Below are 13307 nucleotides of genomic sequence, written 5' to 3' on the forward strand. Positions count from 1 at the left end.
GCGCCGACAACCACAGGCGCTGGATCGACCCGCGGTAGCCGCACCACTCGATGATCTCGCGAGCGATCATCTCGCCTTCGCGGTCGGCATCGGTGGCGATCACCAACTCGCTGGCCTGGCCGACGAGCTCTTTGACGATCCTGAACTGCGCGGCGGTCGTGGCCTTGGGCTCGACGCGCCAGCGCTCGGGGATGATGGGCAGTTGCTCGAGGGTCCAGCGCTTGTAGCGCTCGTCGTAGCCCTCGGGCGGAGCCGCTTCGACCAGATGACCGATGCACCAGGTCACGACGATGCCGTTACCGCTGTAGCAGCCGGAACCACGCTGGCGGGCACCCAGCACGCGGGCGATGTCCTTGCCCTGGGAGGGCTTCTCGCACAGGAACACGCGCATGAGGCCTCCTCCGGAATGTGCGGTTCATCAGGTGAACGACAGCATGGCTGGCCCAGATGAGACCGACAGCGAGGAAGCCGGACGGCATGGACCCCGAATTGTGATCGGCTGGGGAAGTGATGCCGCAGCGGTCTGCACGGATCGTGGCAGTATGAGGGGCGGGAGATTCGAGTCGAGAGGGCGGCTGGAACTCGGTGGACCCCAGTGGAGCTATCCCCAGGGGATAGCCCATTGGTGCATGGCGGGCGTCTGACGGTTGCTACAGCCGCCCGCGATGCCTGGTCACTGGCTCCCGGCGGGCTTGGTGCCGAGCGTCACCGCTTCGAGGCGATACGGCAGGATGCCGACGCGCCGAGCCTCGATCTTGAAGGTGACGCGCTCATTCTCGTCGGCGTCTTCCCACTCGTCCTTCACAGTACGGCCTTCAACCAGTACGCGCATGCCTTTCTGGTACAGCGCCTTCCAGTGTTCGGCGTCGCGATGCCACAGCTCCACCGGCGCCCAGAAGCCGCCGCGGTCCTCGTACTCGCCATCCTTCTTCGGGATGGGATTGTCGAAATAGACGTTCAGGCGCAGCAGCCTGTGCGGTTCGTCGTTGCTGTTGGGAAATTCGCGGTACTCCGGCGCGGAACCGATATTGCCCTCGCCGACGAAGTGCGTGCTCATGGTGACTCCTTGGGGGTGGTGGCGGGTGTGGTAGAAGCGGACGCGACATGCCCGTGGACACGCCGCAGATAAGTCGCCTCGGCCTGGGCCATCCTGCTGGCGCATTCCAGGGCGAGGCGGGCGATGCTGTGGGTCAGGCTGATCTGCATGTTCAGCACGATGCGCTGCAGTTCGATCGCATACAGGTCGTCGATCAGCGAGGCCGGTGTCGCGGGGCGATCGAGCAGCGACTCCCACAAGGCCACGCCCATGGCCGAGCGGTCGAGGTTGCGCCAGCGCAGAAATGTCGTCCCTGCGCCAGTCGTCTGCTGGGCCAGTTGCACATCGAGCAGATTGAAGGGATATGCCCGCGCCTGCGGTAGCACCTGCCGTTGCGCCAGGACGATCAGCTCGTCGCGCAGCGCCATGTTCTTGCTGGCCCAGGCCTCCAGACTCCCCTTACCTTTAAAAGGCTGTAAAAGGCCTTTTAGGTAGCCTGCGTGTTCCAGCCGCTGGAAGTCCGCCTGTCCCAGCGGAATGAAGCGCGCTGGGCGGCCGGAAGAAGAAAGTGCCGTCATGCGTTGGCGCCCTCATCGTCTTGTCTCGCGGCGTCGCCTGCGCCATCGGCAATGCCTGACTCCAAATCATCAGCGACCGGTGCCTCGGACCGGGTCCCCCGCCGCGCGATGGGTGGCGCAAAGCGCGAACGGCGCGTGCCTTCGAGCACGTCCTGCGGCAGCTCGCCGAACTTCTCCAACGCCGCCCGCGCCATGGCATTCTTCGCCGCGAAGTCGTCGCGCGTTGTGCCGGAGTAGCGGTACTGCTGCGCCAGGGAGAACAGGCTGCGCAGCGCATGTGCGCCATCGTTGAGCCAGCGCTCCAGCGTGCTGCGGTCGATCAGCGCCGTGTGGTGCGCCAGGATCAGCTTGCGCGCCAGGTCGTCGTAGTCGGCCAGCAGGTACACCGCCATGAAGCCGAGCTGCGCGTTGACGAACAGCGGCAGTTTCACCGGCTGCACGTTCAGGTTCTCGCCCAGGCTCAGCGCGGGCGGCACGTCAGCCAGCGCCTGATCCACCGGTTCGCGCAACGCCTGCAGGCTGGCCTTGGTCTGCGTGAGCTTGTCCTCGATGCGCAGCATCCACCAGTCCGAATAGGGATCGTCCTGCTCGGCGCCGCGCTTCATCTTGTTCATAGCACTGATGAAGCCGTTGAGGCCAATGATGCCAGGGCGTCCCTCGGCCGGCGCGCGGCCATGCCAGATGCGCGAAGCGTGGTGGGTGTGCAGCGTCAGCGACATCGCGCTGCGCAGCGATCCGAGATTCAGTTGCAGGGGTTCGTTGGCCATGGGGGCGACTCGCGGTGAAGGAAACCGCTCGCCAGCATCCGCATCGGCTGGAAGGCTGTCAGTCAACAAACCGCAGCCAATGCGCGCCCGGTTTATTCCGCATGGAAGGCTGTGTTTGCCGGCTATCCCCTGGGGATAGGCAAATGCGGGCCGACGCCAGAATGCTGAAGATAGGAGATGGCCTGGGCGATGCCAGCCTGCGGTATGGCTGGCGGCAAACCCGGTGCGATCCGCTATATCTCGGGGATCGGCTCCTGGTCGTCCAGGAGCGCAAAGGCCGCATCCTGCGTGGGGCATCGATCCAGCGCCGCCGCAACACTTCCCTCAGGCAGCGCACGCAGCAGTTCGCGGAAGTAGTCCAGTCCTCCCCATTGGCTGGCATCGCCGATCACGTATAGCCGGCACTGTGCCCGGGTAACTGCCACGTTGAGCAGGTTCGGTTTGCTCGCCGCCCAGCCACGGGCGCCCGAGCCGGCCTGGCCTGGGGCCGTACCCAGCACCAGGAAAACAATATGCGCTTCCTTGCCCTGAAACGTGTGGACGGTGCCGCAATCGATGCCGCCGAATCCGGCGTTGCCGACACGTTTCCCGCACGCCTGGGCGACCTTGCGGAAGGGCGAGATCACGTAGATCTTGGCCTTCCGACTTCTTTCGTTCTGCAATTGCGCCAGGCAGTCGAGCAGACAGGCGATCTCGTCGTCCGATACGGGGTGATTCACGCGGTTTGATCTCACGTCAAACCATGCGCTCTCGCCCAGGCTACAGGAGAAGTCCCAGGGCGTCGGACGGCCGGTCTCATCGACACGACCCTGCACCATCTGGCCGGCGTAGGCGATGCGGTTGGCCACCGAGAACATCGGATCGTCGCAGCGGCGGTGGGTGCGCAACGGCATGCCGGTCCACAGACGTTCGGGCGCGTCGTTCGGGGACGAGTTGCTGGTTTTCTCAACCCAGGAGCCGAAGGGGGTGATGCGATCCGCCAACGTCTGCACGGATTCGTCGATGGGTGACCAGTGCGTTGCCACGTCGTGGCGGCGTCGCAGCTCCTCAGCCAGGCTCCTCGGAACGGTGAAAACCGGCTCGATCTGCAGGGGATCGCCGACGATGACCGCCCGCCGGCTGCGCCAGATCGCACCCGCCGCCGACTGCGGCGTGGCCTGACCCGCCTCGTCGATCATCAGCCAGCCCAGGCTGTTCTGCCCCATGCCGACGAACAGCCGATCAAACGAAGCGAGGGTCGTTGAAACGACTGGTACAACGAAGAAGAAGGCGTCCCACAGCAGCGGACGGTGCTCGGGAGACAGCTTGTCGCGGGAGCCACCGGTGAGCATGCCATTCACCGCCCGCAGGTTGGCGATGAACTTGCCGGCGTTGGCCAGGATGGTAAGGTGGTGAAGATCCACCGCCTGCAGGAAGAGCTTGGCGCGCAGTTCATCCAACTTGGGGCCGACAGCGATGCTGGCGCGGTGACGTGCATCGGCTGGCAAGGCCCAGAACTGTGTGTCGGGGAAGTGCTTGGCGCCCATTGCGTAGCCGGCTTGCAGCGCTCGCCGATGGGGTTCCAGTTTGCGCTCTAGCGCTACCCGTGCGGAGGAAACAGCTTTCTGGCGCTCTCGTCGCTGGCCCAATTGGGCTTCAGCAACCGCTACTTCCTTGGACATTTCTGCGAGGGCGGCCGAAGCGTCAGCCAAAGCTTGCGTCGGCGCCTCCAGCGATTGCCGCAAGTCGGCCATCCGGCTGGTCTCGCGGCCAAACAGCCCCATCAAGCGGTCCCACAGGTTGCGCGGCGTACCGGCACGCAATTGCTCCAGCACGGCCCGATTACCTTCGACGACGGTGCGCTGGGTTGCCACGGCTTCACGATGTTGTGCAAGGGCCAACTCGCCGGCTTGGATTTCCTGGCCAAGTGCTTGCTCTTCGGCCATAAGGCCAGTCAGGTGGCTTCGTTCGTCATCGATGTGCCGGGCAGCCTTCTCGGCTCGCTCCAGTACTTTTCGGCAGCTCTCGAACTCCTCCTGCAACTCCAGGAAGGCGTCCTTGGCTTTCTGCCATTCACTCACGTATTGCCGACGCTTGTCCGGGACATCTGCCGCTTCGAGGATTTGCCTCATTGAGGGCGGCCGATCATCCCCGCGGGATGACGCGTCGGTGACTTCGTCTGCCAGGTCAGCGCCGGTGTCTTGTTCGTCCTCTTGCGCCTGCGCCACCTCGACTTGGCGTGGCGGCATGTATTCGTCGCGAAAGAAGCCTTGCGTGAACGAGCGCCGGTTGCCGGCGTTGCCCAGCGCTGCGGCGATCACGCCCCAGGTCTCGATGGGCTGCTTGTCCTCGTCCAGGACCTTTTGCGCCCGGAAGACTTCGTGCATGACATCCGCAAAGTAATCCGCCGAATTGAACTCGTCCGCGACCTTCTTGCGTGCGGGCAACTCCTGGGTGATGTTATTGACCGCGTTGTTGTTCGTGCTGGTCACCACGATCGAGGTTCCAGCAACCACCTTGGCTTTGAGCGGAAAGAAGCCCTTGCCAGCGACGGTCGTCCTGTCCTCGAACAAGGCAACCGGGCGATCCAGCGCCGCGATTCGCCGCGCTCGCTCGGTGACGATCTCGGCGATGACATCGCACAGAAGCGTGGTCTTGCCGGTCCCGGGAGGGCCATTAACGCCGATCAGTCCCTCAGCCTTGCCAAGCGAGCTCATCACCTGCGAGACTGCAGCCTGCTGCGCGAGGACGAGCGGGTGTTTGGGGGGAGCCGGCCATCGTGCGCTGGGCAAGCGCTTCGCACTAACCAGCCCGGCCATGGCGGCATTGTCGGTGAGGATGTCGACACGCTGGCGTTCTGGCAGCGCCGGCCCGAGGTAGGCACTCAAGGCTTTGCCGAACGACAGTTTCTTTTCCGCCTGAGCGATCAGACGATCAAGGTCGTCCAGGTAGAACGAGTTCAAGAAGTCGGTCGCGGCCTGCAGGCTGTCATCCAGGTAGCGCCGCTTGATCCGGCTGGTCCGCACGACCACACGCCAGTCCAGACTCGGATCGCTCGCCGCTTCGCCGAGCAGGCCGCGCGCGATGCGCAGTTCCTCATCGAGATCCTCCCAATCCAGGACAGCCTCGGTCGGAGCGCGGTTCGCGGCATTGGTGCTGCCACCTTCCTGTTCCTGGTTCTCTGGGAGCTGGTGACGGCGTTGGGCGAATTCCTCTTTCGCGCGTTCCAGGCGAGCGTTGATGTTGTCCAGCGCCTTTGTTTCCCGGAGTGCCGCCATACCGTACGCGAAGCTGGCTGGAAGGTAGCTGTCGGGTTTCGGTCGCCCCTGTTCATCCACCACGAAGGCCGCCAGCCAACCATTGCCGGTCACACGCTGGCGCTCGCGCTCGCTCAGGTCGCGGTCCGGGAAAAGTCCTTGGAGCAACAGTCGTGACAGGTCCTCCGTGTCGGCCACGCCCAGATAGACGACATGGACATAGCCAATCTTGTCCGTGGGAACGAACTTGCGTGCCTGCCAGGGCAAGGACTTGCCACGACGAAAAGTTCCGACCTCAGTCTGATCGTTGTTATTACGCTTGGAAGGGGCAGTCGGGATGTTGAAAATCTCAAGGTCGCGCCAGAAGTGCAGGACGCGCAAAGGTTCGTCGTTCGCGGTGCTCAAGTTTGGACCCCTCCTGTTGGAATCGGCGGCGCGTCCTCCCACCGTGATGTCCGGGCACTGGCCGATGGCGATCAATGCTGCCTATGGAAAACAGCGATATGCGATGATAGCCGTCCACGGACGTGAGGGCTATGCGTTATGGAAGTGGACGCTGGATGCGCTGCACATGACTACGGCCTGTACAGATCCACATGCAAAATCGATTGGGTGACCAATGGTTCCAAACTCCAGAAAGGCCGAAATTCTCAAGGCTGTCGCCAGCGGGGCAAGTTTGAAGAAGGCTGCGGATTCGACTGGCATCAGCGGCAGTAGGGCCCGGGACTTGCTGTCCCGGATTTGTCGAGAGATGAAGATGCCGTATTCGGTGAAGGGCATTCAGGCCGATCCTCGTGCGTATCTCGACAAGATCGACGAAATGGCACGGAGCCCACGATTCGTGTTGCGGAGAGATCTGGTCAAACGCTTGATGGAGGTGCTGCGAGTCAGGGATGTCTTCGAAATCACTCCGCAGTACCTGTCGAACATCACTGCTTCCCAGTTGCTTCAGAACGGCATCACTACGGTGGCCATCACGGAGTTGCAGGATTGGCTGTCGGAGCACGGCCTGTCATTGAAGAAGTGCGCACCCGAGTCCGACCAGGACGTGAAGGAGGTCAGGCGAGCACTGGCGCTACTGGAGGTCTTTCACTTCGATACGGAGAATGCCCGACGGCAGTTGTCCCATGTGTTGAGCGACGAGGCCTAATTCGTCGCGTCGCATCTAGTCCTGCGGGGTGGGGAGGCCCGATCACCGCATGCGCAACATGTCCTGCAAACGGGCGATATGCTGCTGGACGACTTCGTCGGCAGGTAGGGTTGAGGCGCTATCCCCCGGGGATAGCGGTGGCGGCGGATCGGTCTTGCTTTCCGCCTGTGCGGCCCACGCCTTGAACTCCCCGCGAATCGCCTTCTGGATGATGCCGAACAGATAGCCGGCCGGGTTGCGAACGGTGCCGCCGCGGCACCGCGCCGCCCACTCGTCGAGCACCACCTGCCGCTGGGTCTCCTCCACCTGCTGCAAGGCAATTACCGCCCCGGCCTGCTGTTCTTCCTTCAAGCGCAGGAATCGCTCGGGCAGTCGTAGGTGCTGGAGCGTCTTCGCGCGCGGTACTGTACGTACTTCATCAATACGATCCTTACGTACTGTACGGTCCTCCTTCGGATTCCGAAGAGAGCCATCTGGCGCGGGTTTTGGCCCCACTTCGGATTCCGAAGACGGGTCTTCCGCATTCCGAAGCAAGCCCTTCCGGCCTTCTTCGGAATCGTGGTCGACGCCATCCTGTGGGTAACTATCTGACATTCTGCCGCGCAGCGCCATGCGCTGCGCCAGCACCTGCAGGCGCGTGGGCAGCGTCCGGCCATTGAGCAGCGGATCCTCGGCGATCTCCTTGAGCGTATGCAGACCGACCCGTTGCACTGCCTTGCTGGCGTGGGTCAGCGCCTGGCTGACCAGGCTCAGGTAGTCGGGGTCGAGCTGCATCGCCTCGAAGGGCGTGAGTGGTTCGTCGTGGAGCACGTAGAGATTGCCCTGGATGCGCCCGGTCTTGGGATCGCGCCGCCGGCGCACCAGGCTGAGCCAGCGGGTCAGCCGCAGCAGGGTGAGCGCCCTGGCTACGGTCTCGTGGGAGGCCTTGGGGGTGCAGGGCATCGATGCCAGGTAGGGCCGCAACGCTTCGTAGGTGGGGAAGGCGGTGATCCCGTCGTCGTTGAGCAGCAGACGAAACACCTGCCAGGCATTGCGCTCCAGCGGTGTGAGCCGGGTGTCCAGGAGCAATTGGCGGGGCACGCTGTCGTGGCGATTCCCGCTGAACAGGAAGCCATCGCTGGGCAAGGGCCCGCTCGCGGTCGACGGGATACGCTTGGCCGCATCATCGAGCAGCGCCGACAATGGCATCGGGCCATCGCGCGAGGAGGATCCGCCGGTGCCCACAGCCTACACCAGTCCCTGATCGATCCAACTCCGGATGGTGGCCCAGATGACGGAAGCCGGAAGATCCAGTTCCTCGGCAAGGTCGAGGGTGAGCTCCAGCATCGAGATGTCGTCCTCGAGCGCAATGCCATGTTCTTGCACGGCCGGTTTCCAGCGCTCCCACAACGCGTTCTCCTGCGCTTCGCTGAGCACCGGATGGCGGCCCTTGCGCTTGGGCAGGCCCAGGATGCTCCGGCGCAGTGCCACCTCCTGGTGGGTGAGTCCGTAGAACCTGCTGACCATCTCGGTGCTGGCGCCCAGGCGCAGCATGCGATCGACGGTGGCGATCTCCTTCTCGACGTCGCCGACCTGACTCAGCAGCCGCTGCAGCACGTCCCGGTTCACCTTCACCGAACACCAGGACACCGTGGCGTTGACCAATACGCTGACCAGCGCGGGATGCTTCAGGGCTTCCAGCTCCTGCTCGCCGAATCCCATGGCCTTGCAGCGACGCAACTGCCCGTTGCGCAGGTCGTGCAGGGCTTGGGCGATCACGGCCTGATTGAGGGGATGCGGAGCCGACATGGTGTGTCTATACCGGGCTCAGGTGGCGGCGGACGAGTTCACGCCGGCTTCCAGATCCAGCAGGCGGCGCGACAGGCGCAGCAGACGGAAGAGCTTCACCAGGCCGGTGTCGCTCAGACGATCCGAGGCGGGTCTGTCCCGCCGCCCTTGCAGCAGCGGGCCCAGTGCATCGGTCAGGCGCAGGTTGTCCAGCGTCGAGAGTGGCGCCGGCGCGGCGAGGTATCCCGCGCTCAAGGCCTGCAACAGGGTCAGCACGGCCCGGGCAAGAAAGGGCAGCGAATGCGCGTTCGCCGACAGGGCATCGGCGTTGCAGACGAAACCCAAGCCACCATCGGTGGGTTCGACGCAGTCGGCCTGTCCGGCCTCTTCGGCGATCTCGCGCGCGAACTGCGCGATGTGCACGCGCAGGCGCTCGGGTGCGTCCAGGCCGGGCTCGATGTACCAGACATCCGAGATCGGATACAGCCCGCCGGCCTGCACCGGGATGGCCCGCAGCACGTTGGCTTCGAAGTCCGGCACTGTATCGCCCAACTGGTCGGCCACCATGCGCTGGATGGACTGCAGGCGTTCGGTGGTCGGGGCCGGCGAAACGATATGCCCCTGCAGGCGATCGGCATCGGGCGATGGTGAAGCGTAGGTATCCTGCGCCGGTGCCGCAGCCTCGTCGGTCGAAGACGAGGCCGTCGTCGCAACAGGAGAGGGTGGCGGCGCATGATGGGGTGGTGTACCGGCGGCTTCCGAGGGCGGCCGAGTCGGCGTGGTGGCGGCTGGACGCCGCGGATGCGCCGTGGCCGGGGTGGGATCGCTGCCCAAGGCGCGTTGTCGGCTTTCGTTGTCACCGACCTCCAGGTTCAGCGTGTCGTAATCGACGTCGAGTTGCTCGGCCATCTGGCCCACCAGTTCGTCCTGCACGCGCTGTACCGAGAACGCTTCGGACGCGCTGTCGAACATCGCCAGGACCTCGTGGAACAGGGCGTGGAAATCCTCGCCGGTGCGCTTGCCGTCGGCGCGCTGCTCCCAGATGCGCTCGCAGGCTCGGCGCAGCACGGCCAGCCGCTCGACCTGGTGCCGACCGAGCCCGCCGTACAGCACGTTCGGGATGGCCGGCAGCAGGTACTGCACGGCGTCGCGCATGCGGCTGATGTGGGATTGCTGGATGGGAAAGCCGTCGGCCGTCAGGCGGCGGGCGAGTTCGGATTGCGAGAGGGCTTGGCCGCTTTCCTGTTCGTAGAGTTCGCGCGCCTTCTCGACGCCGAGGGCGCGTTCGATGAAGCTCAAGCCGCCGTGCAGTTCGTTCTCGGCCAGGTGGCCGGTCAGCGCAACGATTTCGCCTCGTGCCGGCCAGGGCCGGAACAGGCAGGGGATGCGGAAGAAGCGCTCATCCTTCGTCTCGCTCCACAGCTCGCGCAGGATCGCCAGCCGGGTGTTGCCGCCATTGCGGATGATGTAGGCGCTTTCGCCGGGGCGCCTGGTGATCGCTGGCGGCGCATCCAGCCCGCGCTCGCGGATCGAGGCTTTGATCTCGTCGTAGAGCGGGTTGCGGGTGACGCGCGGGTTGTGGTCATAGGGGCGCAATTGATCCAGAGTCACCACCATCGCCGTGTCCGCGATCGGATCGGTCAAGGCCGCGGCGTCCGGGCCATTGCGCGCAAATCCTTCGGTCAGCAGCTTGCCGGCCATGTCCTGCGGGGTCAGGTCAGCCATGCTCGAGCCCCCCGCTGCTGAGGTCGTCATCGCCAGCGGCGGGTCGCCGTCCAGCCCGGCGCAGCTGCGCGCGGGCATTGCGGTCGGCCCGATGGTCGCTGGCCGTGGAGCCGGTGAACACCGGGGGCAGTCCGACCTTGGTGAACTTGAGGTGGCCGCCCGGTGTTCGCACGACCTGCCAGCCTTCGCGCAGCGCATACTCGATCAGCGGTCGCAGGCGCTTGTGGCCCCGACACAGCTCATGCGGGCTTGGCATGGGAACGCCTCCCTCGATGCTTGCCCGCAACCGTGTGCAGTTGCTCCTGCCATTGGGGAAACAGTTCGCAGGTCAAGGCGCGGATGGTGTCCAGCGCCGCCGGCGCGACGCGTGTCGCGGGGCGCCGGTATTCGACGCGATGTACCGGCAGCCCAAGTGTCGCCGCGCGGGGATAGGCCTCGACGGCAGGGATGTCGGTATCCAGGACGTGGACGCCGGCGTGGTCCAGGAAGATCTGGCGCAGCGCTTGCTGGATCGCGCGGGCGTTCGCCGACACGGGGTGCACGCGATTGATGAGCAGGTGCAACGGCGGCGGAACGATGCCGAGGCGGCGATAGGGCGCGATGTCGTCGATCAACTGCAAGGTGCCGCGGCGCAGTTCGCGCGCGGCGAGGATCTCCGGGGTGACCGGGGAGATGGCCAGGTCGGAAGCCAGCACGGCCATCTCCAGCAGCACGCTGCGCGCACCCTGCGTGTCGATCAGCACGAGGTCGTAATGCGGCGCGAAGGCGGGGAGCAGGTTGCGCAGCCGCAGCCGACCGTCTGGCGCATGCAGTAGCAAGGTGTTCAACTGGCCCTTGTCGTCATTGGAGAGCACCAGGTCGAGGCCGGTGATGCCCGTGCTGGACACCAGCTGCGCATCGCGCTGCTCGTTGAAGGCCAGCAACTCGTAGATGCCTCCCGGCGCCCGCCTGTCGAGGGTGAAATAGCTCGACAGGGTCGGCTGGACGTCGAGGTCCACCAGCAGGACGCGCAACCCGGCGTCGGCGACGAAGCCGCCGAGATTAGCCGCGGTCGTGGTCTTGCCGACGCCGCCCTTGGTCGAAATGATGGAGATCACCTGCATGTTGTCGCTCCTCGATGGCAGTGGCGGGAGGAGCGGGCTCAGACGCGCTCTCTGAGGCGGTCGGCGATCCATTGGTCGATCTCGGCCGAATCCCAGCCGACGGCACGCACCCCGAGGCGCAGGGCCTTGGGGAACTTACCTTCCTTCATCAGGTTGTAGATGTGGGCGCGCTTGAAGCCGGTCTTGGCCTCAACCTCGGCGCGGCGCAGGATGCGTCGTTCGACGGGAAGGTCGAGGGCGGTCTGCGAAGACATGGTGGGCACTCCTTGACGCTCGGTGGCGTTTGTCCAGATATGGCCGGCATTGGAGACGGGCGACGTGGCGACGAACAGCGACAATGGGTTGTTGCGGGTACCCCGATTGCCGATTGCGCCGACATCTCGGCAGGACGAATTCCGGCCACGTTCGCCTCATCTCCGATTCAAGAGATCCTTGCCCGGTGATCTTCGCGTAGAACTATCGGATGATGCCGACCGGATGCGTCAGGAGTCTTGTCGTATGCACAGGGCCTGTCGCATGATGACAATAGGGGTCTTGTGCAAGACCTTGGAGAGCGCAGTCATGCATAGCGTGCTTCCCCGTGATCTTGGCGGGCCGATATCCGCAGAATGCAATCGTGATGCTCTTCTCGGAACGCATCGAGCATAGCCGCTCAGGTACAACCGGGATCCAACATGAAGTGCCTTGTCGTCATTGCCCACCCCGTTGCAGACAGCCTGTGCCACTCCCTGGCGCAATCCGCCATCCAGGCCCTGAGGGAATCGGGGCACGACGTCGAGGTGGAGGATCTATGCCAGGCCGGGTTCTCGCCCTCGCTTTCGGTCAGCGAACGCCGATCCTACTATCTCTCCCCGTTTGACAAGTCGGCTGTCCACCCCCAGGCCGAGCGCCTGCTCGCGGCCGAAGCATTGGTGTTGGTGTTTCCCACTTGGTGGTTTGGCTTTCCAGCCGTCTTGAAGGGTTGGTTCGATCGTGTATGGGCGCCCGGGATTGCCTACGACCATGCAAGCGACCTCGGCCCGATCAAGCCACGGCTCCACAAGCTGCGGTACGGACTCGCCATTGCGTCGCTTGGCTCTCCATGGTGGGTGGATCGCCTGCTGATGCGGCAGCCTGTGAAGCGGGTGCTGAAGACTGCACTCCTTGGTACATGTGCGCCCGCATGCCGGTTCGATATGTTGTCGCTGTACAAGGCAGAGCGTCTGTCCGGGGAAGAGGTCGAAGCATTTCGTTCACGTATTCGGAAGCGGTTTGCCAATTGGTCCTGAGAACGCGGTGGCCTGTTCGCCGATTGAGTGCAAGGGCAGTCATCGAGGCAGCATGCGGTGTTGGGCGAACGTGTCGCTCCTCTCGATCCGTGAACCGTCACGACTGATTCAAACTGACAGGAATATCCGCCTTCGGGCGATTCCATCCCGTTTCGGGTGGCGGTGCCGGCGACTCCCTCCATAAGCTCCTTCCGTTGTCGGCGAGGCCGCTGCCGCAGAATCAGGACAGGTGGGAACTGCATTGACGCACGGATTTGATCTTTCGTTCGACAGGCTCGAAGAGCATTTCCGGTGCGATGCTGCGACGGATGCGGTGTGGGAGCGGTTGGTCGGCGAGGCGAAGCATGCGTGCGCAACCGACCCCGCGCTGCGTGCGATCATGACCGAAGCCATCCTTGGGAAACAGGATTTCTACGCTGCTCTGAGCGGGTTGCTGGCACGCAAACTGTGCGATTCGACCTTGCCATTGAGCATGTGGGAGACGCTGTTCGCCGAGGCGAAGGTGGGTTGCCCCGCCGTCGACGCTGCGGCGCAGGAGGACCTGGTGGCGGTTGTCGCCCGAGATCCTGCGACCGAAGACATCCTGACCCCGTTCCTTTGCTACAAGGGCTTTCATGCGCTGCAATGCCACCGCGTCGGACACTGGCTGTGGAGCCAGGGGCGACGCACTGCGGCAC

Annotated in this window: 14 protein-coding genes; 3 read left to right on the plus strand and 11 right to left on the minus strand. The window is 64.3% G+C overall.

Annotation, left to right across the window (positions count from 1 at the left end; genetic code table 11):
* The 5 genes from GPA21_RS15315 to GPA21_RS15335 all read right to left on the minus strand — a co-directional run.
* A partial coding sequence (locus GPA21_RS15315) for a toprim domain-containing protein (RefSeq protein WP_246261997.1) occupies positions 1–391 on the minus strand: 391 nt, incomplete at its 3' end.
* Positions 392–673: 282 nt separating this feature from the next.
* Positions 674–1057, minus strand: coding sequence for a single-stranded DNA-binding protein (locus tag GPA21_RS15320; RefSeq protein ID WP_168989001.1), 384 nt, complete (start codon positions 1055–1057; stop codon positions 674–676).
* Complete coding sequence (locus GPA21_RS15325) at positions 1054–1614, minus strand: DUF3158 family protein (protein WP_168989002.1); 561 nt, start codon at positions 1612–1614, stop codon at positions 1054–1056. The genes GPA21_RS15320 and GPA21_RS15325 overlap by 4 nt, the downstream gene beginning before the upstream one ends.
* Positions 1611–2381, minus strand: a complete 771-nt coding sequence (locus GPA21_RS15330) for a PFL_4669 family integrating conjugative element protein (protein ID WP_168989003.1) — start codon at positions 2379–2381, stop codon at positions 1611–1613. The genes GPA21_RS15325 and GPA21_RS15330 overlap by 4 nt, the downstream gene beginning before the upstream one ends.
* Positions 2382–2614: 233 nt before the next feature.
* The gene (locus GPA21_RS15335) at positions 2615–6022 is read right to left on the minus strand and encodes a DEAD/DEAH box helicase (protein ID WP_168989004.1); all 3408 of its coding nucleotides are present in this window, start codon (positions 6020–6022) and stop codon (positions 2615–2617) included.
* A 352-nt stretch (positions 6023–6374) separates the two neighbouring features.
* On the opposite strand from GPA21_RS15335, the gene GPA21_RS15340 reads away from it, so the two are divergent.
* On the plus strand, positions 6375–6767 hold the full coding sequence (locus GPA21_RS15340; protein ID WP_168989005.1) for a hypothetical protein: 393 nt from the start codon (positions 6375–6377) through the stop codon (positions 6765–6767).
* Between the two features lie 42 nt (positions 6768–6809).
* On the opposite strand, the gene GPA21_RS15345 is transcribed toward GPA21_RS15340, so the two are convergent.
* From GPA21_RS15345 to GPA21_RS15370, 6 genes are read right to left on the minus strand one after another with little or no spacing between them, the layout of a single operon-like run.
* Positions 6810–7955 carry an STY4528 family pathogenicity island replication protein gene (locus tag GPA21_RS15345; protein ID WP_211163635.1) on the minus strand — a complete coding sequence of 382 codons (1146 nt, stop codon included), beginning with the start codon at positions 7953–7955 and terminating at the stop codon, positions 6810–6812.
* A gap of 39 nt (positions 7956–7994) precedes the next feature.
* Positions 7995–8555: a DUF2857 domain-containing protein gene (locus tag GPA21_RS15350; protein ID WP_168989007.1), complete on the minus strand. Its 561-nt coding sequence runs from the start codon at positions 8553–8555 to the stop codon at positions 7995–7997.
* Between the two features lie 18 nt (positions 8556–8573).
* Entirely contained in the window at positions 8574–10235 is a 1662-nt protein-coding gene (locus GPA21_RS15355; protein ID WP_425483703.1) for a ParB family protein, read from the minus strand.
* Between the two features lie 16 nt (positions 10236–10251).
* Complete coding sequence (locus GPA21_RS15360) at positions 10252–10515, minus strand: type II toxin-antitoxin system HicA family toxin (protein WP_168989009.1); 264 nt, start codon at positions 10513–10515, stop codon at positions 10252–10254.
* Positions 10499–11362 carry a ParA family protein gene (locus GPA21_RS15365; RefSeq protein WP_168989010.1) on the minus strand — a complete coding sequence of 288 codons (864 nt, stop codon included), beginning with the start codon at positions 11360–11362 and terminating at the stop codon, positions 10499–10501. Before GPA21_RS15365 ends, GPA21_RS15360 begins: the two co-directional genes overlap by 17 nt.
* A 38-nt stretch (positions 11363–11400) precedes the next feature.
* Positions 11401–11616: an AlpA family transcriptional regulator gene (locus tag GPA21_RS15370; RefSeq protein ID WP_168989011.1), complete on the minus strand. Its 216-nt coding sequence runs from the start codon at positions 11614–11616 to the stop codon at positions 11401–11403.
* A 420-nt stretch (positions 11617–12036) separates the two neighbouring features.
* Here GPA21_RS15370 and GPA21_RS15375 point away from each other — a divergent pair, with 420 nt between their 5' ends.
* Both GPA21_RS15375 and GPA21_RS15380 read left to right on the plus strand, forming a co-directional pair.
* Entirely contained in the window at positions 12037–12630 is a 594-nt protein-coding gene (locus GPA21_RS15375; RefSeq protein WP_168989012.1) for an NAD(P)H-dependent oxidoreductase, read from the plus strand.
* 241 nt (positions 12631–12871) lie between these two features.
* Positions 12872–13307 (plus strand): serine acetyltransferase domain-containing protein (locus GPA21_RS15380; RefSeq protein WP_422614158.1); only part of this gene is annotated, 436 nt, incomplete at its 3' end.

The sequence above is a fragment of the Azoarcus taiwanensis genome (assembly GCF_012910885.1).
GTDB classification, from domain to species: Bacteria; Pseudomonadota; Gammaproteobacteria; order Burkholderiales; family Rhodocyclaceae; genus Azoarcus_F; species Azoarcus_F taiwanensis.

What these genes read in the sequence shown, in the direction of transcription:
- GPA21_RS15320 (WP_168989001.1), bottom strand. Translation starts at nt 1,057, where the DNA reads ATGAGCACGCACTTCGTCGGCGAGGGCAATATCGGTTCCGCGCCGGAG.
- GPA21_RS15325 (WP_168989002.1), bottom strand. Translation starts at nt 1,614, where the DNA reads ATGACGGCACTTTCTTCTTCCGGCCGCCCAGCGCGCTTCATTCCGCTG.
- GPA21_RS15330 (WP_168989003.1), bottom strand. Translation starts at nt 2,381, where the DNA reads ATGGCCAACGAACCCCTGCAACTGAATCTCGGATCGCTGCGCAGCGCG.
- GPA21_RS15340 (WP_168989005.1), top strand. Translation starts at nt 6,375, where the DNA reads ATGCCGTATTCGGTGAAGGGCATTCAGGCCGATCCTCGTGCGTATCTC.
- GPA21_RS15345 (WP_211163635.1), bottom strand. Translation starts at nt 7,955, where the DNA reads ATGCCATTGTCGGCGCTGCTCGATGATGCGGCCAAGCGTATCCCGTCG.
- GPA21_RS15350 (WP_168989007.1), bottom strand. Translation starts at nt 8,555, where the DNA reads ATGTCGGCTCCGCATCCCCTCAATCAGGCCGTGATCGCCCAAGCCCTG.
- GPA21_RS15355 (WP_425483703.1), bottom strand. Translation starts at nt 10,235, where the DNA reads ATGGCCGGCAAGCTGCTGACCGAAGGATTTGCGCGCAATGGCCCGGAC.
- GPA21_RS15360 (WP_168989009.1), bottom strand. Translation starts at nt 10,515, where the DNA reads ATGCCAAGCCCGCATGAGCTGTGTCGGGGCCACAAGCGCCTGCGACCG.
- GPA21_RS15365 (WP_168989010.1), bottom strand. Translation starts at nt 11,362, where the DNA reads ATGCAGGTGATCTCCATCATTTCGACCAAGGGCGGCGTCGGCAAGACC.
- GPA21_RS15370 (WP_168989011.1), bottom strand. Translation starts at nt 11,616, where the DNA reads ATGTCTTCGCAGACCGCCCTCGACCTTCCCGTCGAACGACGCATCCTG.
- GPA21_RS15375 (WP_168989012.1), top strand. Translation starts at nt 12,037, where the DNA reads ATGAAGTGCCTTGTCGTCATTGCCCACCCCGTTGCAGACAGCCTGTGC.